Origin of the sequence: Stutzerimonas sp. Brlt_14, assembly GCF_051948915.1 — a bacterium.
Lineage (GTDB): Bacteria > Pseudomonadota > Gammaproteobacteria > Pseudomonadales > Pseudomonadaceae > Stutzerimonas > Stutzerimonas stutzeri.
Genome location: NZ_JAYJLM010000006.1, coordinates 303,227 through 320,100, shown reverse-complemented (window position 1 = coordinate 320,100; position 16,874 = coordinate 303,227). Strand labels below are relative to the sequence as shown.

Sequence of the window (16,874 nt, the reverse complement as noted above, 5' to 3'; positions counted from 1 at the left end):
GGGTTATGACCCCGGCCGGCCGCGGACGATTCACCGTTGGTCGCGCTCCATCAGCATGTCACTGACCCGCTTGGCCAGAGCGTCCAGGTTGAACGGCTTGCTGATCATGTCCATGCCCGGCTCGAGGAAGTCGGGGCTGGCGGCCTGCCTGGCGTAGCCGGTCATGAACAGCACCGGCAAACCCGGGTACTGCTGGCGCGCCACATCGGCGAGCTGGCGGCCGTTCATTCCCGGCAGGCCGACATCGGTGACCAGCATGTCCACCGCTGTCGCACTTTCCAGGATGCGGATCGCCGCATTGCCATCCGCCGCCTCCAGCGTCTGGTAGCCGAGCATCTGCAGCACGTCGATCACCAGCAGCCGCACCGCGGGATCGTCCTCGACCACCAGCACCGTTTCCCCCTGCTGGGCCCGGAGCGGCCCCTCGGTTTCCGCTGCCGGCGCCGCAACGGCGTCCTGCTCGTCGAACACCGGCAGGTACAGGCTGACCTGCGTTCCGACACCCGGTTCGCTGGCGATCTGGATATGACCGCCGGCCTGGCGGGTGAAGCCGTAGACCATCGACAGGCCGAGGCCGGTCCCTTGGCCGATCGGCTTGGTGGTGAAGAACGGCTCGAACACGCTGGCCAGCACCTTGGCGCTCATGCCGCAGCCGGTATCGGTCAGGCAAAGGCTGACGTAGCGGCCAGCGGCAAGGTCGCCCACCTCGCCCTGGCGCAGCTCGGTGTTGCGGGTTTCCAGCAGCAGCGTGCCGCCGTCGGGCATCGCGTCACGGGCATTGATGACCAGGTTGAGCAGAGCGCTTTCCAGCTGGTTCTCGTCGCTGGAGACCGGCCACAGGCCGGCCTGCAGCTGGTTGCGGATCTGGATATGGCGGCCCAGCGTGCGGCTGAGCAGGTCGTGCATCGATTCGATCAGCTGATTGAGTTCGACGCGCTTGAGGTTCAGTGGCTGACGCCGGGCGAAGGCGAGCAGGCGGTGGGTCAATGCCGCGGCGCGGTTGGCCGAGGTCACCGCGGCATCGATGAAGCGCTGGGTTTCGCCGTGCCGGCCTGACTGGATATAGCGCTGGATCAGGTCCAGGCCACCGATGATCCCGGTCAGCATGTTGTTGAAGTCGTGGGCAATGCCGCCGGTCAGCTGGCCCACCGCTTCCATCTTCTGCGATTGGCGTAGCGCTTCCTGCGCCTGTTCGCGGCTGGCCATCTCCTTGAGCAGTCGCTCGTAGACTTCGGCCAGCGCCTGGGTGCGCTCCTGGATGCGGCTTTCCAGCGTCTCGTTGAGCTCGCGCAGGGCCTGCTCGGCGCGCCAGCGCTCGGTGACGTCCAGGGCCATGACAAAGAAGCCGAGCACGGCACCCTGTGCATCGCGGCGCGGCAGATAGTGCACCAGCATCCGACGGGCCTGGCCGTCGCGGTGCGGGCTGTAGGCTTCGAACACCACCTGCTGGCCGGCCAGTGCGGCACGAATGCTTTGCTCGCGCTCGGCATAGCCTTGCTCGCCCAGCACCTCGCGGGCGGTCTTGCCGAGCAGCCACTGGGTCGGATAGCCGAACCACTCGGTGTAGTAGCGATTGTTGAAGCGGAAGCGCTCCTTGTGGTCGAGGTAGCCGATCAGCACCGGCAGGGCGTCGGTGATCATCTTCAGTTCCGCTTCGCTCTGGCGCAGCGCATCTTCGCTGGCCTGCTGGCGGCTGATGTCCATCACCGCGCCGGGAAAGCGCAGCGGGCGGCCCTGCTCGTCGCAGTGACAGCGGCCGCGCGCCAGGGCCCAGCGTGTCTCGCCATTGGGCAGCTGCAGTCGATAACGCTGGTCGAGGGCGCCGCGCTCGGCGATGCAGCGTTCCAGCGCGGCACGCAGCCGGGGCGCGTCCTGGGGATGGACATGATCGAAGAAGGCCTCGCTGCTCAGGCCCTTGGGCCCCGACTGCTCCACCGGCAGGATGCGCGACAGCTCGGCGCCGGGCGGAATCCCCTCGCTGCCGAGGGCCCAGTCCCAGATGCCGATCAGGTCGCTGGCTTCGAGCGCCAGCTGCAGGCGCTGCTCGCTCGCCCGGTGCACCTCGGCGCTGAGCTTGTAGTGCAGGGCGGTCTGCGACAGGCGGGTTTCGGTGCGCACACGCTCGCTGGTTTCGCTGAGGCAGAGCAGCAGCCCGCCGATGCCGTGCGGTGCGTTGCGGATGGGGCTCAGGGCAAGGTCGAACCAGGCATCTTCCGCGGCGCCGCCGCGCTCGATCGCCACGCGCTGGTTGCGCAGCAGTCTTGCCTCGCCTCGCCGGGCCGCATCGCAAGCGGGGTTCAGCAGCTCCCAGGTGGCACCCCAGCGACGACAGGCAGGCTGGCCGAGTTCGGCAGGATGACGATCACCGATCAGTGCGGCGTGTGCATCGTTGTAGAGCTGCAGTGCCTGCTCGCCCCACAGGATGCACATGGGCACGGGCGCCTCGAGGACGGTCTCGAGCAGCAGCCGCAGGGCCGCCGGCCAGCTGTCGGGCACGCCGAGCACGGTCACGCCCCAGTCGTGCCGGCGGATCCGCTCGCTCATTTCGCTGTGACTCTGGGGCCAGAGCTCCGCGCCTACTGCCATGTTGCTTCCTATCGATCATCCGTGGCTGAACTACGAATACAGGCATGCGGTGCCTGCGGATCGCGTTTCGATGCGTGTCGGCCCGCGCTCTTCCTGAGCCGGTTCCCGCCGACGGTAACTGTTGCGTAGTGTAAAGCTTCCCGCTGCCCGGCGGCAGCGCCGGACGTCACGCCTGATTGCCGTGCAGGCTGGCGATCAGCTCGCGGTAGTCATCGACGGCGACGAATTCCTCGGTGTCCTTGGGCGCGCGTCGGCTGTCAGGCTCACGCACCGCGAGCAGATGGGCAACGCCGAAATGCCGGGCACTGCGCAGGATCGGCAGGCTATCGTCGATGAACAGCGTGCGAGATGGGTCGAACGCCAGATCCTGGCGCAGCGCGTACCAGAACTGCGCCGCCTCCTTCGGATAGCCATAGTCGTGGGAGCTGATCAGGCGATCGAACCAGGGCGCCAGTTCGATCTTCTCCAGCTTGAGCGACAACGAGTCGCGGTGGGCGTTGGTGATCAGCACCACGCGCTTGCCAGCCTGGCGCAGCGCCGAGAGAAACTCGTCGGCGCTGGGTCTGAGGGCGATCAGCTCGGCTACCTCACGCTTCATCTCGCGGATCGGCAGGTTCAGTTCGCGTGTCCAGTAGTCCAGGCAATACCAGGTGAGCTTGCCGACGTGTTCGTTGAACAGCGGCGCGAGCTCCAGTTCGGCCATGGCGCGGCTGATGCCGTGCAGTTCGGCATAGCGCTGCGGCAGCAGCTCGAGCCAGAAGTGATTGTCGAAGTGAAGATCCAGCAGGGTGCCGTCCATGTCGAGCAGGACGGTATCGATGTCGGGCCAGGGCAGGGTGGCGATCATGGGCGGCTCAAGTGACCTAGTGAGGGCAGGCAGGGCGTTCAGCTGGTCGCAAAGCGCTCACGGCCAGTGCAGGAACACGGGTTATGATAGCCGCTCGCGTTTCCAGGAGTTCCCCATGCGCCAGAAACCCACCGTGCTCGCCCGTGAAATCGTCGCCAGCAGCCGCCTGTTCCGCGTCGAGGAATTGCAGTTGCGCTTCTCCAACGGTGTGGAACGCACCTACGAGCGCCTGGTCGGCAAGGGCAGCGGCTACGGAGCGGTGATGATCGTGGCGCTGGCCGACGCCGAGAACGCGCTGCTGGTCGAGGAGTACTGCGGCGGTACCGACAGCTACGAGCTGTCGCTGCCCAAGGGGCTGATCGAGCCGGGCGAGGATGTGCTGGAAGCGGCCAACCGCGAGCTGAAGGAGGAGGCCGGTTTCGGCGCCCGGCGTCTGGAGCTGCTCACCGAGCTGTCGCTGTCGCCCGGCTACATGAGCCAGAAGATCCAGGTGGTACTGGCGCGCGATCTCTACCCGGAGCAGCTGCCCGGCGACGAGCCGGAGCCGATGCGCCTGGAGCAGGTCAGCCTGCATGAGCTGTCGAGCCTGGTGCAGCATCCGCAGTTCAGCGAGGGGCGCGCGCTCGCCGCGCTGTATCTGGCGCGGGATCTTCTCACCCAGCGTGGGGAGTTCGGCCAATGAGTCATCCCTACCTGTCGGCAGTGATCGATCTGGTGCGTCAGGCTGGCGAGGCGATCCTGCCGCACTGGCGCAGCGAACTGGAGGTGCAGGCCAAGGCCGATGCCTCGCCGGTGACGGCGGCGGACATGGCGGCTCATCATGTGTTGCTGGACGGCCTGCAGGCCTTGGACGGCAGCATCCCGGTGCTTTCCGAGGAAGATTGCGCGGTGCCGCTGGCCGAGCGCGCCGGCTGGACGCGCTGGTGGTTGGTCGACCCGCTGGACGGCACCAAGGAATTCATCGCCGGCAGCGAGGAATTCACCGTCAACGTGGCGCTGATCGAGCAGGGCGAGGTTCGCTTCGGTGTGGTTGGCATTCCGGCGTCCGGGCGCTGCTATTACGGCGGCAAGGATTTCGGCGCCTGGCGCAGCGAGGCCGATGGCGCGACGCAGCCCTTGCGCGTGCGGCCGCATCCCGCCGGAAGCTTTACCGTGGTGGCCAGCCGGCGCCACAGCAGCCCGGCGCAGGAGCGGCTGCTGGACAGCCTGCGCGGACGCTTCGGTGAGCTGGCGCTGGCCAATGTCGGCAGCTCGCTGAAGTTCTGTCTGCTCGCCGAGGGCTCGGCGGACTGCTATCCGCGGCTGGCGCCGACGTCGCAATGGGACACAGCGGCGGCACAGGGGGTGCTGGAAGGTGCCGGTGGCGAGGTGCTGGAGGTGGCAGGTGCGCCGCTACGCTACGAGGCGCGGGAGACGTATCTCAACCCATCGTTCCTGGCGCTTCCGGCTGGCGCGGACTGGCGCGAGATGCTGATCGAGCTGGCCAACCGCAGCTGACCGCGCTACGCCCGAGGCAGGATAAGCAGGGCTGCGCCGCTCGGGCGCAGCCGAGCAGTTACTTGTGCAGCACGAACTGCCCGGTGAAGCGCACGGCGTCGCGACCGTCGGAGGCGAGGATGCGGCTGTGCAGCTCGAGGCGCGAGCGCCCGCGCCGGCGGTAGATCGACTCGAAACGTTCCCAGGCCTCGGGGCTCGGTGCCGAACAGATGGCCATGGCGTCGTCGACCACCGGCAGCGGGTATTCGATCTTGCCTTCGTGGATGACGATGTGGCCGTCTTCGATGCCGGCTTCGCGCAGGCGCAGATGCAGCCAGCCCCAGCCTGCCAGTACGGCGGCGCAGTAGAGGCTGCCGCCGAACATGCTGCTCTTGTGGTTGATGTTCGGCTGCAGCGGGACCTGCAGGCGCAGCTCGTGGTTTTCCCACTGCTCGACACGCAACCCGAGCGAGCGGGTCAGCGGAATGTCGTGGTGAAGGATGGCTTCCAGGTAGCGGCTATCGCGGCTCATGCCGGGCAGGTTCCTAAATGTTACGAAGATACAGACAGACGCCAAGCATGACTCCTGAGTCACGGTTTGGCCAGTCCGTTCACGGCATTTGCCCGGCCTGGTAGAGGTCGCTGTGCGGCGGTGTTCCGGATCGGTGCCCGGCGTGCTGTCGGCGGCGTTCGCTGGTGCGCCGCTCAGCCACCGCTCTTGCTGCGATAGGCGCAGTAGCCGGGGCGTGGCCCGATGCGCGGATGGTTGCGGCAGGTGTCCGGCCGCTTGGCATAGACCGTGCAAAGGCGCGTCTTGCGGTCCAGATAGAGGCAGTCGCCATTGGTCAGGCGCGTCAGCGTGAAGATTTCGTGCTTGTGATTGAAGTGCTCGACGATGCCCGCCTTGCTCAGGCGCTTGGCGATGTTCTTCGCCGGCTCGTCGCGCTCAAAGGCATCGACCAGTTCCAGGCGGATCAGATCGTCGATGCGCACTTCCACCGGCAGGGTGCAGCAGGTCGCGTGGCAGTCACGGCACAGGCTGGCGCTGTAGCGTACCCAGGTTTCCAGGCGTTCCGGGTCGGCGGAGGCGATCAGTCTTGTCTTCACGGGATGTCTTCAAGTGCGGTTGGGCGCGCGGATCATAGCGGCTCGCGCGCCGATTACCAGTGCCTTCCGGCGCCGGTGACCGGACAGGCGGTAGCGCAGATGTAAAGGAAACCTGCAACCCTTTTTCAGGAACGCCGAACGGAGGTGAACGGGCGCGGCTGCCGCGAGTCCCTCTTGTGTGTCTTCGCTAACCGAGGTCTGTCCATGACGCAGGAATCAGCCAACGCCACTGCCCAAGAAGTCGCCGCTTTCCGTGAGCGGGTTTTGCGCAAGCTCACCTACTCGGTGGGCAAGGATCCGGAGAACGCCTCCGACTATGACTGGTTCCATGCGGTCGCCCTGGCCACCCGCGACAGCACCATCGATCGCTGGATGGATTGCACGCGCGAGGCCTATACCGGCGGGCAGAAGCGGGTCTACTACCTTTCCCTGGAGTTCCTGATCGGCCGTCTGCTGGTGGACAGCCTGAGCAACCTGGGCCTGTTCGAGGTGGCGCGCGAGGCGCTGGCCGGACTGGACGTGGACATCGATCGCATCCGCCTGCTGGAGCCGGACGCGGCGCTCGGCAATGGCGGCCTCGGGCGGCTCGCGGCCTGCTTCATGGAAAGCATGGCCACCCTTGGCGTGGTGTCCCATGGCTACGGCATCCGTTATGACCATGGCCTGTTCCGCCAGGCGATCGTCGATGGCTGGCAGCACGAACAGACCGAGACCTGGCTGGATTTCGGCAACCCCTGGGAGTTCGAGCGCTCCGAGGTCAAGTACCTGATCGGCTTCGGCGGTAGTGTCACGGCTACTACCAACGAGCAGGGTGAGGTTCAGCATTTCTGGCACTGGGCCGAAGGCGTGCGCGCGATCGCCTATGACACGCCCATCGTCGGCTGGCGTGGTGCCGGGGTGAACACGCTGCGCCTGTGGCGCGCGCGGCCGGAAGCGGACTTCCACCTGGCGCGCTTCAATGCTGGCGATCACATCGGCGCCGCGGCGGAGGAGGCGCGTGCCGAGAGCATCTCGCGGGTGCTCTATCCGGCCGACAGCACCGAGGCGGGGCAGGAGCTGCGTCTGCGCCAGGAGTACTTCTTCGTCGCTGCCTCGCTGCAGGACCTGCTGCGCCGCCATCTCAAGCAACGCGGCTCGCTGGACAGCCTGCCCGAGTACACCTCGATTCAGCTCAACGATACCCACCCGGCTATCGCCGTGGCCGAGCTGATGCGGCTGCTGGTCGATGTGCACAGCTACGAATGGCAGCACGCCTGGAGGCTGACCACCGCCACCCTGTCCTACACCAACCACACCCTGCTGCCCGAGGCGCTGGAGACCTGGCCGGTGGGGCTGATGGAGCGGCTGCTGCCACGGCACATGCAGATCATCTACCTGATCAACGCCTACCATCTGGACAACCTGCGCGAGCGCGGCATCCACGACGCCGAGCTGCTGCGTTCGGTATCGCTGATCGAGGAGGACCATGGCCGCCGGGTACGCATGGGCAACCTGGCTTTCCTCGGTTCGCACAGCACCAACGGCGTGTCGGGGCTGCACACTCAGCTGATGCGCAAGACCGTGTTCACCGACCTGCATCGCCTCTATCCGCAGCGCATCAACAGCAAGACCAATGGCATCACCTTCCGCCGCTGGCTCTATCAGGCCAATCCGCAGCTGACCCAGTTGCTGGTGGAGCATCTCGGTGAGGAAGTCCTCGACGAGCCGGAAACCCGCCTGCGCCAGCTCGAGCCCTATGCCGAACAGGCGGCCTTCCGCCAGCGCTTCGCCGAACAGCGGCTCGCCAACAAGCGCCATCTGGCCAATGTGATCCAGGAGCGGCTGGGCATCAGTGTCGATCCGACCGCGCTGTTCGACGTGCATGTCAAACGCATCCACGAGTACAAGCGCCAGCTGCTCAACCTGCTGCACACCGTGGCGCTGTACCAGGCCATCCGCTCCGATCCGGGTGGCAATTGGGTGCCACGGGTGAAGATCTTCGCCGGCAAGGCGGCGGCCAGCTATCACCAGGCCAAGCTGATCATCAAGCTGACCAACGACATCGCCAATACCATCAACGCCGACCCGACCGTGCGCGGGCTGCTCAAGGTGGTGTTCTTGCCCAACTACAACGTCAGCCTGGCCGAGGACATCATTCCCGCGGCCGACTTGTCCGAGCAGATTTCCACCGCCGGACTCGAAGCCTCCGGCACCAGCAACATGAAGTTTGCCCTCAACGGCGCACTGACCATCGGCACCCTGGACGGCGCCAACGTGGAAATGAGCGAACAGATAGGCCTGGAACACATGTTCATCTTCGGCCTTACCGCGCAGGAGGTGAATGCGCGCAAGCAGGGCAACGAGTACAACGCCGAGGCCATCATCGCGGGGTCGCATCGTCTCAGCGAAGTGCTGTCGGCGATCCGCGGCGGCGGTTTCTCACCGGGCGATCCGGGTCGCTACGTCGGCCTGGTGGACGGTATCAGCTGGCACGATACCTTCATGGTCTGCGCCGACTTCGAGGCCTACTGGCAGGCCCAGCTGGAGGTCGAAGAGCGCTGGCGCGACCCGGCCCGCTGGTGGCGCTCGTCGGTGCTCAATACCGCGCGCACGGGCTGGTTCTCCTCCGATCGCACCATCCGCGAATACGCCCGGGAGATCTGGAAAGTGATGTAAGTGGCTGGCCCGTCGGCGCTTTTCCGCCGGCGGTCAGCCAGAACCTGCGGGGTGACGCGCTCGTGCTGGCAATCTGCTCGCCGCTGCGCTGAACTCTGCGGGGGGCCGACCGGTCTGAGGGGAGTTAGTTTTCCTACGGCCTGCTAAACTGCGCGGGTTTATCCTTCCTCCGGAGCCATTTCCATGTCACGCGTAACCCTCAGTCGCTACCTCATCGAGCAGACTCGCAGCAACAACACCCCGGCGGATCTGCGCTTTCTCATCGAGGTCGTGGCGCGCGCGTGCAAGGCGATCAGCCACCAGGTTTCCAAGGGCGCGCTGGGCGGCGTGCTGGGCAGCGCCGGCAGCGAGAACGTGCAGGGCGAAGTGCAGAAAAAGCTCGACGTGCTCTCCAACGAAATCCTGCTGGAAGCCAACGAATGGGGCGGCCACCTGGCCGGCATGGCTTCCGAGGAAATGGACAACGCTTACCAGATTCCCGGCAAATACCCGAAGGGCGCCTATCTGCTGGTCTTCGACCCGCTGGACGGCTCCAGCAACATCGACGTGAACGTCTCGGTCGGTACCATCTTCTCGGTGCTGCGCTGCCCGGATGCCTGCTTCAGCCAAAACGACGCCCTCGGCGAGGAAGCCTTCCTGCAGCCGGGCACCAAGCAGGTCGCTGCCGGTTACGCCATCTACGGCCCGCAGACCATGCTGGTGCTTACCCTTGGCCACGGCGTGATGGGCTTTACCCTCGACCGCGAGCTGGGCAGCTTCGTGCTCACCCACGAGAACCTCTGCGTGCCGCAGAGCACTGCCGAATTCGCCATCAACATGTCCAACCAGCGCCACTGGGAAGCCCCGGTGCAGCGCTACGTCGGCGAGTTGCTCGCCGGCAAGGAAGGCCCGCTGGGCAAGAACTACAACATGCGCTGGATCGCCTCGATGGTCGCCGACGTGCACCGCATCCTCACCCGTGGCGGCATCTTCATGTATCCGCGTGACGCCCGCGAGCCGGACAAGGCCGGCAAGCTGCGCCTGATGTATGAAGCCAACCCGATGTCGATGATCATCGAGCAGGCCGGTGGTGCCGCCACCACCGGTACCCAGCGTATCCTCGAGATCCAGCCGCAATCGCTGCACCAGCGCGTGCCGGTGTTCCTCGGCTCGAAGGAAGAAGTCGAGCGCGTCACCGGCTACCATCAGGGCTGACCGGTGCAGGCGCCCTGGCAGGACTTGCTCCACTGGTGGTTCGGCCAGGGCACCAGCGCAACCGAGATCGCGGCTGAAAAACAGCGGCTCTGGTTCGGCTACCGTCCACAACAGGATGCCGAGGCGCGCGAGCGCTTCGGCGCGCTGGTCGAGCAGGCGCTGAACGGCGACCTGCAGGACTGGGCCGAACTGCCCGAGGGCTGGCTGGCCCTGGTGCTGCTGCTTGACCAGCTGCCCCGGATGATCCATCGCGACACCCCGCGGGCCTTCGCCGGCGATGAGCGCGCACAGCAGCTGGTTCGCGATGGTCTTGCCCATGGCGGCGACATGCTGCTCTCGCCGATCCAGCGCGTATTCATCTATCTGGTGCTCGAACACGCGGAGAATCTGGCGGTGCAGGATCTGGCAGTGGCGCACTTCACCGCCCTGCGCGACATTGCCGCCGAGCACGAACAGGCGCTGTTCCGCGACTTCCTCGACTATGCCGAACGCCATCGGGAGGTCATCTCCCGCTTCGGGCGCTTCCCGCATCGCAACGCCATTCTCGGACGCGACAGCAGCGATGCCGAACAATCGTTCCTGCAGCAGCCAGGTTCGTCGTTCTAGCCCCGCCGCCGCCGTCGTTGGGCTGGCGCCGCAGAACCCGCTCTGCAGCGCTGAACTTAAAAAGAAGCAAGGAGCTCGATATGTCATTGCGTACCCCATTGTTGATCGCCTGCACGGTTCTGCTGGCCGCCTGCAGCCCGATCACCCAGGAGAACTTCGCCAAGCTCAAGCCCGGCATGGAACGGGTGGAAGTGGAGAAGCTCTTGGGCAAGCCTTCGGAATGCGCCGGTGCGCTGGGCATGTCCAGCTGTACCTGGGGTGAGAAGAACCGCTTCATCAGCGTCCAGTTCGCCGGCGACAAGGTGATGATGTTTTCCGGCAAGGGGCTGAAGTAAACGCCGAAACCGTCTGGAGATTCCCATGCGTGCGAGTGTCGCCCTGCTGTGCCTGATCCTGTTGAGCGGCTGTGTGGGAGGCGGGCGTGAGCGGCCGCCGGAAACCGTGGGCGAGGTGGATCTGGCGCGCTACCAGGGCACCTGGTACGAGCTGGCGCGCCTGCCGATGTTCTTCCAGCGCGACTGCCTGCGTTCCGAAGCGCATTACCAGCTGCAGGCCAACGGCAAGGTAGCGGTCACCAATCGCTGCGAGACGGAAGATGGCCAATGGCAGGAAGCCAAGGGCGAGGCGGTACCGCAGCAGGCCGGTCGCACCGATCGGCTGTGGGTGCGCTTCGATAACTGGTTTGGCCGTCTGTTCCCGGATCTGACCAAGGGGCACTACTGGGTGCTCTATCTGGATGAAGGGTACAGCACCGCCCTGGTCGGCAGCCCCGACCGCAAATATCTCTGGCTGCTGGCCCGCGATGCCGACGTCGACCAGGCGACGCGCGCCCGTCTGCTCAGCGAGGCCGAACGCAGAGGCTACGACACCTCTGAGCTGATCTGGCGCCAGTGAGGTGGCCTGCAACCGGCGCTGCTCACTGCCACTGCAGGCGCGCCAGTTGCCAGCTGCCGTTCTCCTGTCGCCATTCCAGCCTGACCTGATAGTGCCCGGCCTGCTGCGGCAGCAGGGCCTCGGCACCGGTCAGCGCGACCTGCGCCTCGGTATGACCGCGGTCCGGGTAGGTTGCATCGATCCAGCTGCGCTGGCTCAGGGCGATCACCCGGACGTTGCGATGGCGCATGAACATCAGCGTCGCCGTGCGCCGGGCCCAGTCGCGATCGTACTGCTGCTGGGCCTGGAAATCGGCGTGCAGCAGTGCCATCAGCTCCCCGGTCTGCTTGCTTTCCAGGCTCGCCTGCAACTGCTCTGCCGCCTGCTGCAACGCCGCCTGCGGATCGTCCCGACCGCAGCCGACAAGTGCCAGCAATACCGCCAGCGCCGCTATTTTCCATGCTGACATGCTCAACTCCCCGAACCTCGCTATGATGCCGCAAACGTCATGCGGGCCGGCCGGCCCGCCGCAGATCAGGAGTGTGCCATGCAGACCTTGTATCCGGAGATCAAACCCTACGCCCGGCACGAGCTGGCGGTGGAAGAACCGCATGTGCTCTACGTCGACGAGAGTGGATCGCCGGATGGCCTGCCCGTGCTGTTCGTCCATGGCGGCCCTGGCGGTGGCTGCGATGCCATCAGCCGGCGCTTCTTCGATCCGAGCCTCTATCGCATCATCACCTTCGACCAGCGGGGCTGCGGTCGCTCGACGCCGCATGCCAGCCTGGAGAACAACACCACCGCGCACCTGATCGCCGACATGCAGCGCATCCGCGAGCATCTGGGCATCGACAAATGGGTGCTGTTCGGCGGCTCCTGGGGTTCGACGCTGTCACTGGCCTATGCCCAGGCCTTTCCCGAGCACGTGCACGCGCTGATCCTGCGTGGCATCTTCCTCTGCAGGCCGGAAGACCTGTCCTGGTTCTATCAGGAAGGCGCCAGCCGGCTGTTCCCGGATTACTGGCAGGACTTCGTCGCGCCGATTCCGCCCGAGGAGCGCGACGATCTGATGCAGGCGTTCTACCGCCGGCTCACCGGCAGCGACCAGATCGCCCAGATGCATGCGGCCAAGGCCTGGTCATCCTGGGAAGGCCGCACGGCGACCCTGCGACCCAACCCCAACGTCGTCGAGCGTTTCGCCGATCCGCACCGGGCATTGTCGATGGCGCGCATCGAGTGCCACTACTTCGTCAACCAGGCCTTTCTCGAACCCGACCAGTTGCTGCGCGACATGCCGAAGATCGCCCATCTGCCAGGGATCATCGTGCATGGTCGCTACGATGCCATCTGTCCGCTGGACAACGCCTGGGCACTGCACCAGGCCTGGCCCAACAGTGAGCTGCAGATCATCCGCGATGCCGGACACTCGGCTGCGGAGGTGGGCATCGCCGATGCGCTGGTCCGCGCGACCGGCGAGATCGCCCACCGCCTGCTCGACCTGCCGCCGGCGGATGCCGAATGAAGGGGCTGATCCAGCGGGTCCGCCACGCGCGGGTCGAGGTGGCCGGCGAGATAGTCGGTGCCATCGATCAGGGTTTGCTGGTGCTGGTCGGGGTCGAGCGCGAGGACGACCAGGCGCGCGCCGACAAGCTGCTGCACAAGCTGCTCAACTACCGTGTGTTCGGGGACGAGCAGGGCAAGATGAACCGGTCGCTGAAGGACATCGGCGGCGGCCTGCTGCTGGTGTCGCAGTTCACCCTCGCCGCGGACACCCGCAGCGGCCTGCGCCCGAGCTTCTCCAGTGCAGCGCCGCCTGCCCACGGCGAGGCGCTGTACGACTACCTGCTGGCGCGTGCCCGCGACCAGCATCCAGAGGTGGCCTGTGGGCGTTTCGGCGCCGAGATGCAGGTGCACCTCGTCAACGACGGGCCGGTGACGTTCCTCCTCGAAAGCTGAGTGTCAGTGGCGGACCGGCTCCAGATCGTTGTCGCGCAACCAGGTGATGGCGTATTCGCGCAGCTGCACCGTCTGGTAGCGCAGCCAGGCTTCCCTGACCTCGGGAAAGTCTTCCAGTTTGAAGTCGAAGGTACGTAGCGGCTTGCGGCCCTTGAGCGCATTGCTCAGGACCGCATGGGCGATGGGATCGTGCTGGGTGAACAGGAACGCCTCGCGCATGGCGATCGATTGGGCGAGGTCCAGTGGTTCGATGTGCAGGTAGCGATCGTCCTTGACGTCGTACTTGTCCATGGCTCCGGGAGGCGGATCGCCGGGAAAGATGGCGCGGATCTCGCCACTTTCCAGGTCCAGGTAGTATTCGGCGATGTCGCGCCCGTCCAGAGCGAATTCCAGACGGTGCATGTCGATGGTCAGTGGTCGCATGGCAAGAACGGCTCTTTTTAGGGATTCGTTGAAATGTCTAGGCCGCGGCGCAGACGCGCCGAAGCGTGAGCAGTCCCAATCTCTGACTCTCTCGCACCGGGTGGGTGCGCTACGTTCATCGGAGTGCCGTCTGCGTCGGTCGTCGCGCCCGTCGCGGGTGCAGCGCTGCGCCGCCTCCAGGCGGCGCTAGAACAACCGGGCCAGCAGGGCGCTGACCGCCGTCTCCACGCGCAGAATGCGTTCGCCCAGCTGCACCGGTTGCAGTCCGGCGGCGGTAAATTTCTCCACCTCGTAGGGAATCCAGCCGCCTTCCGGACCGATCGCCAGGGTGACCGGCCCCCCGACCGCGCGTGGGCAGGTCGGGAAATCGCCGGGATGACCGACCAGCCCGCAGGTACCTGCCGCGAGCTGCGGCAGACGGTCCTCGACGAAGGGCTTGAAGCGTTTTTCGATGATGACCTCGGGCAACACGGTATCGCGCGCCTGTTCGAGGCCGAGGATCAGCTGTTCACGGATGGCGGCCGGTTCGAGGAAGGGCGTTTGCCAGAAGCTCTTTTCCACCCGGTAGCTGTTAAGCAGGACCAGTCGTGGCACGCCCATGGCAGCGACGGTCTGCAGCACCCGGCGCAGCATCTTCGGTCGTGGCAGTGCCAGCAGCAGGGTCACCGGCAGCTTGGCCGGCGGCGGCTGGTCGAAGCTCACCTGCAGCTCGGCCTCGGTGGCGTCCAGGCGCAGCAGCCGACCGCTGCCCATCTGGCCGCCTAGCCGGCCGACCCTGAGGCTCTCATTGACTTCGACGCGGTGCACGTCGCGCATGTGGGTCAGGCGGCGGTCGCGCAGCCGTACCCGGTCGGCGGCGACGAAGTCGCCTTCCTCGAGCAGCAGGAGGTTCACGGGCGTGGTGCGGGCGGCTGGTCGCCGGATGGCGGGACGTCATCCTCGGCATCGCCGCGGAAATGCTCCTCGCGCTTTCGGATCATGCTGCCGCAGATCACGCCGGCTTCGAACAGCAGCCACATGGGCACGGCCAGCAGCGACTGTGAGAACACATCCGGCGGCGTCAGCACCATGCCGACGGCAAAGCAGCCGACGATCACATAAGGGCGGCTCTTGCGCAGGGTGGCAACGTCGACGATGCCGACCCAGATCAGCAGGAAGGTCGCCACCGGGATTTCGAAGGCCACGCCAAAGGCGAAGAACAGCGTGAGGACGAAATCCAGGTACTGGCCGATATCGGTCATCATCGACACGCCTTCGGGCGTCACGCTGGCGAAGAAGCCGAACATGATCGGGAACACCACGAAATAGGCGAAGGCCATGCCGGCGTAGAACAGGAAGATGCTCGACACCAGCAGCGGCACGGCGATGCGTTTCTCGTGCTTGTACAGGCCGGGTGCGATGAACCCCCAGATCTGGTGCAGGATGATCGGCATCGAGAGAAACAGCGCGACCATCAGGGTCAGCTTGAATGGCGTCAGGAACGGCGAAGCGACGCCGGTGGCGATCATCGTCGCGCCTTCGGGCAGGTAGGCCCGCAGCGGCGCGGCGACCAGCGCGTAGATCTGTTGCGAGAAGTAGAACAGCCCGGCGAAGAGCAGGGCGATGGCCACCACGCAGCGCAGCAGGCGCTTGCGCAGCTCGGTCAGGTGCGCAACCAGCGGCATTTCCTGGTCGTCGATGGAGGGTTTGCTCATGGTTCGGATGGTCTGTCGGAGCGAAGGGGCTGAGCGGTCTCGGTGCTCGGCGCGGGCGGGTTCGCAGCGGGCGTCACCGTATCGCCGGGACTGCTGCTCGCGGCATTCGCGGGCTGGCCGGCGCCCTCGCTGGGGGGCGACGGCGGCGTGGCGGTCGGGTTGCTGGCGGGCGGCGGCATGATGCTCTGCTTCATCTCCCGCTCCAGGTCGAGGATGCGCTCGTTGTGCAACTGCCGGCGGATTTCGTCGGCGCCGATTTCGCGCTCCACTTCGGCCTTGATGTTGCTGAAGCTGCGCTTCAGCCGGCCAACCCAAAGCCCGGTGGTCCGCACCGCACCCGGCAGGCGCTCCGGGCCGAGCACCATCAGCGCCACCAGGCCGACCAGTAGCAGTTCGGTGAAACCGATATCGAACATCAGGACGTGCTCACATCAATAGAGAGAGCGGTCGCGCAGCAACTGCGCGCCCGCGTCGAGCCAGGGACTAGTCTTTCTTGGTCGGTTCTTCGACCTTGCGCGCCTGCGCATCGATGGTGTGATTCTGCTTGTCTTCCACGCCAGGCTTTTCCTCGTCGGTGCCCATGGATTTGCGGAAGCCCTTGATCGCATCACCGAGGTCGGAGCCCAGGCCCTTGAGGCGCTTGGTGCCGAACAGCATGATGACGATGAGCAGGATGATCAGTAGTTGCCAGACGCTGATGCCGCCAAAACCCATGGTGATATCTCCGATGTGAATCAGGATTGCGGACGCGCGGCTTTTTCCGCGTGCCCGGAGAGACCGAAGCGTCGATCCAGTTCATCCAGCACGGCCTGCGGGTGCTGGCCGAGGGCAGCGAGCATGACCAGGCTGTGGAACCAGAGATCGGCGGTTTCGTAGATCAGGTCGCTGGAGTCGCCACTGACGGCGGCATCCTTGGCGGCGAGTATGGTTTCCACCGATTCCTCGCCGACCTTCTCGAGAATCTTGTTCAGGCCCTTGTGATACAGGCTGGCGACGTAGGAGCTGTCCGGCGCCGCGCCCTTGCGGGCCTCCAGCACCTCGGCCAGGCGGGTGAGGGTGTCACTCATGCTTGTGCTCCGCGTAGATGGCGTGCGGGTCCTTGAGCACCGGCTCGACGACTTTCCAGGCGCCGTTCTCGAACACGCGGTAGAAGCAGCTTTCGCGACCGGTGTGGCAGGCGATGCCACCGATCTGCTCGACCATCAGGATGATCACGTCGGCATCACAGTCCAGGCGCAGTTCGTGCAGCTGCTGCACATGTCCGGACTCCTCGCCCTTGCGCCACAGCTTGCCACGCGAACGTGACCAGTAGATGGCGCGGCTTTCCTGCGCGGTCAGCTGCAGCGCCTCGCGATTCATCCAGGCCATCATCAGCACGCGACCGGTCTTGTGGTCCTGGGCAATCGCCGGGACCAGGCCATCGGCGTTCCAGTTGATTTCGTCCAGCCAGTTCATCG

21 protein-coding genes are annotated in these 16,874 nt (G+C 65.7%); 9 read left to right on the top strand and 12 right to left on the bottom strand.

Features of this window, described 5'->3' with window-relative positions:
- Positions 1–30 precede the first annotated feature (30 nt).
- On the bottom strand, positions 31–2,586 hold the full coding sequence (locus VF716_RS16725) for a hybrid sensor histidine kinase/response regulator (RefSeq protein ID WP_125870583.1): 2,556 nt from the start codon (positions 2,584–2,586) through the stop codon (positions 31–33).
- Positions 2,587–2,752: 166 nt separating this feature from the next.
- The gene (gene yrfG, locus VF716_RS16720; RefSeq protein WP_019407507.1) at positions 2,753–3,433 is read right to left on the bottom strand and encodes a GMP/IMP nucleotidase; all 681 of its coding nucleotides are present in this window, start codon (positions 3,431–3,433) and stop codon (positions 2,753–2,755) included.
- Between the two features lie 115 nt (positions 3,434–3,548).
- Here yrfG and nudE point away from each other — a divergent pair, with 115 nt between their 5' ends.
- On the top strand, positions 3,549–4,115 hold the full coding sequence (gene nudE / locus VF716_RS16715) for an ADP compounds hydrolase NudE (protein WP_011911556.1): 567 nt from the start codon (positions 3,549–3,551) through the stop codon (positions 4,113–4,115).
- A complete protein-coding gene (cysQ, locus tag VF716_RS16710; RefSeq protein WP_186415873.1) occupies positions 4,112–4,930 on the top strand; it encodes a 3'(2'),5'-bisphosphate nucleotidase CysQ in 819 nt (272 codons plus the stop codon). The genes nudE and cysQ overlap by 4 nt, the downstream gene beginning before the upstream one ends.
- 58 nt (positions 4,931–4,988) lie before the next feature.
- Here cysQ and VF716_RS16705 read toward each other — a convergent pair whose 3' ends face one another.
- Both VF716_RS16705 and VF716_RS16700 read right to left on the bottom strand, forming a co-directional pair.
- The gene (locus VF716_RS16705) at positions 4,989–5,441 is read right to left on the bottom strand and encodes a thioesterase domain-containing protein (RefSeq protein ID WP_013981477.1); all 453 of its coding nucleotides are present in this window, start codon (positions 5,439–5,441) and stop codon (positions 4,989–4,991) included.
- Positions 5,442–5,614: 173 nt separating this feature from the next.
- Positions 5,615–6,016: a YkgJ family cysteine cluster protein gene (locus tag VF716_RS16700; RefSeq protein ID WP_125856129.1), complete on the bottom strand. Its 402-nt coding sequence runs from the start codon at positions 6,014–6,016 to the stop codon at positions 5,615–5,617.
- Between the two features lie 204 nt (positions 6,017–6,220).
- Here VF716_RS16700 and VF716_RS16695 point away from each other — a divergent pair, with 204 nt between their 5' ends.
- From VF716_RS16695 to VF716_RS16675, 5 genes are all read left to right on the top strand, one after another.
- Positions 6,221–8,671, top strand: coding sequence for a glycogen/starch/alpha-glucan phosphorylase (locus VF716_RS16695; protein ID WP_017244758.1), 2,451 nt, complete (start codon positions 6,221–6,223; stop codon positions 8,669–8,671).
- Positions 8,672–8,854: 183 nt separating this feature from the next.
- Complete coding sequence (locus VF716_RS16690; protein ID WP_011911562.1) at positions 8,855–9,865, top strand: class 1 fructose-bisphosphatase; 1,011 nt, start codon at positions 8,855–8,857, stop codon at positions 9,863–9,865.
- Positions 9,866–9,868: 3 nt separating this feature from the next.
- Positions 9,869–10,471: a DUF924 family protein gene (locus tag VF716_RS16685; RefSeq protein ID WP_014595579.1), complete on the top strand. Its 603-nt coding sequence runs from the start codon at positions 9,869–9,871 to the stop codon at positions 10,469–10,471.
- Between the two features lie 80 nt (positions 10,472–10,551).
- Entirely contained in the window at positions 10,552–10,806 is a 255-nt protein-coding gene (bamE, locus tag VF716_RS16680; protein WP_011911564.1) for an outer membrane protein assembly factor BamE domain-containing protein, read from the top strand.
- A gap of 25 nt (positions 10,807–10,831) precedes the next feature.
- Entirely contained in the window at positions 10,832–11,365 is a 534-nt protein-coding gene (locus VF716_RS16675; protein WP_125856128.1) for a lipocalin family protein, read from the top strand.
- A gap of 22 nt (positions 11,366–11,387) precedes the next feature.
- Here the strand turns inward: VF716_RS16675 and VF716_RS16670 are convergent, their stop codons facing one another.
- Entirely contained in the window at positions 11,388–11,813 is a 426-nt protein-coding gene (locus VF716_RS16670) for a hypothetical protein (RefSeq protein WP_011911566.1), read from the bottom strand.
- A gap of 78 nt (positions 11,814–11,891) precedes the next feature.
- Between VF716_RS16670 and pip the strand changes: the two genes are divergently transcribed.
- On the top strand, positions 11,892–12,866 hold the full coding sequence (pip, locus tag VF716_RS16665; protein WP_125856127.1) for a prolyl aminopeptidase: 975 nt from the start codon (positions 11,892–11,894) through the stop codon (positions 12,864–12,866).
- The gene (gene dtd / locus VF716_RS16660; RefSeq protein ID WP_011911568.1) at positions 12,863–13,300 is read left to right on the top strand and encodes a D-aminoacyl-tRNA deacylase; all 438 of its coding nucleotides are present in this window, start codon (positions 12,863–12,865) and stop codon (positions 13,298–13,300) included. The genes pip and dtd overlap by 4 nt, the downstream gene beginning before the upstream one ends.
- 3 nt (positions 13,301–13,303) lie before the next feature.
- On the opposite strand, the gene VF716_RS16655 is transcribed toward dtd, so the two are convergent.
- The 7 genes from VF716_RS16655 to hisI all read right to left on the bottom strand — a co-directional run bounded on the left by VF716_RS16655 (position 13,304) and on the right by hisI (position 16,872).
- On the bottom strand, positions 13,304–13,723 hold the full coding sequence (locus tag VF716_RS16655; protein WP_020306822.1) for a UPF0158 family protein: 420 nt from the start codon (positions 13,721–13,723) through the stop codon (positions 13,304–13,306).
- A 186-nt stretch (positions 13,724–13,909) separates the two neighbouring features.
- The gene (locus VF716_RS16650; RefSeq protein WP_013981485.1) at positions 13,910–14,617 is read right to left on the bottom strand and encodes a 16S rRNA (uracil(1498)-N(3))-methyltransferase; all 708 of its coding nucleotides are present in this window, start codon (positions 14,615–14,617) and stop codon (positions 13,910–13,912) included.
- Entirely contained in the window at positions 14,614–15,417 is an 804-nt protein-coding gene (tatC, locus tag VF716_RS16645) for a twin-arginine translocase subunit TatC (protein ID WP_011911571.1), read from the bottom strand. Before tatC ends, VF716_RS16650 begins: the two co-directional genes overlap by 4 nt.
- Positions 15,414–15,833, bottom strand: coding sequence for a Sec-independent protein translocase protein TatB (gene tatB, locus VF716_RS16640; RefSeq protein WP_019407513.1), 420 nt, complete (start codon positions 15,831–15,833; stop codon positions 15,414–15,416). Before tatB ends, tatC begins: the two co-directional genes overlap by 4 nt.
- Positions 15,834–15,900: 67 nt before the next feature.
- Positions 15,901–16,131, bottom strand: a complete 231-nt coding sequence (gene tatA, locus VF716_RS16635; RefSeq protein WP_011911573.1) for a twin-arginine translocase TatA/TatE family subunit — start codon at positions 16,129–16,131, stop codon at positions 15,901–15,903.
- 20 nt (positions 16,132–16,151) lie between these two features.
- On the bottom strand, positions 16,152–16,484 hold the full coding sequence (locus VF716_RS16630; protein ID WP_045157968.1) for a phosphoribosyl-ATP diphosphatase: 333 nt from the start codon (positions 16,482–16,484) through the stop codon (positions 16,152–16,154).
- Positions 16,477–16,872, bottom strand: coding sequence for a phosphoribosyl-AMP cyclohydrolase (hisI, locus tag VF716_RS16625; protein ID WP_014595583.1), 396 nt, complete (start codon positions 16,870–16,872; stop codon positions 16,477–16,479). The genes VF716_RS16630 and hisI overlap by 8 nt, the downstream gene beginning before the upstream one ends.
- Positions 16,873–16,874: the final 2 nt, after the last annotated feature.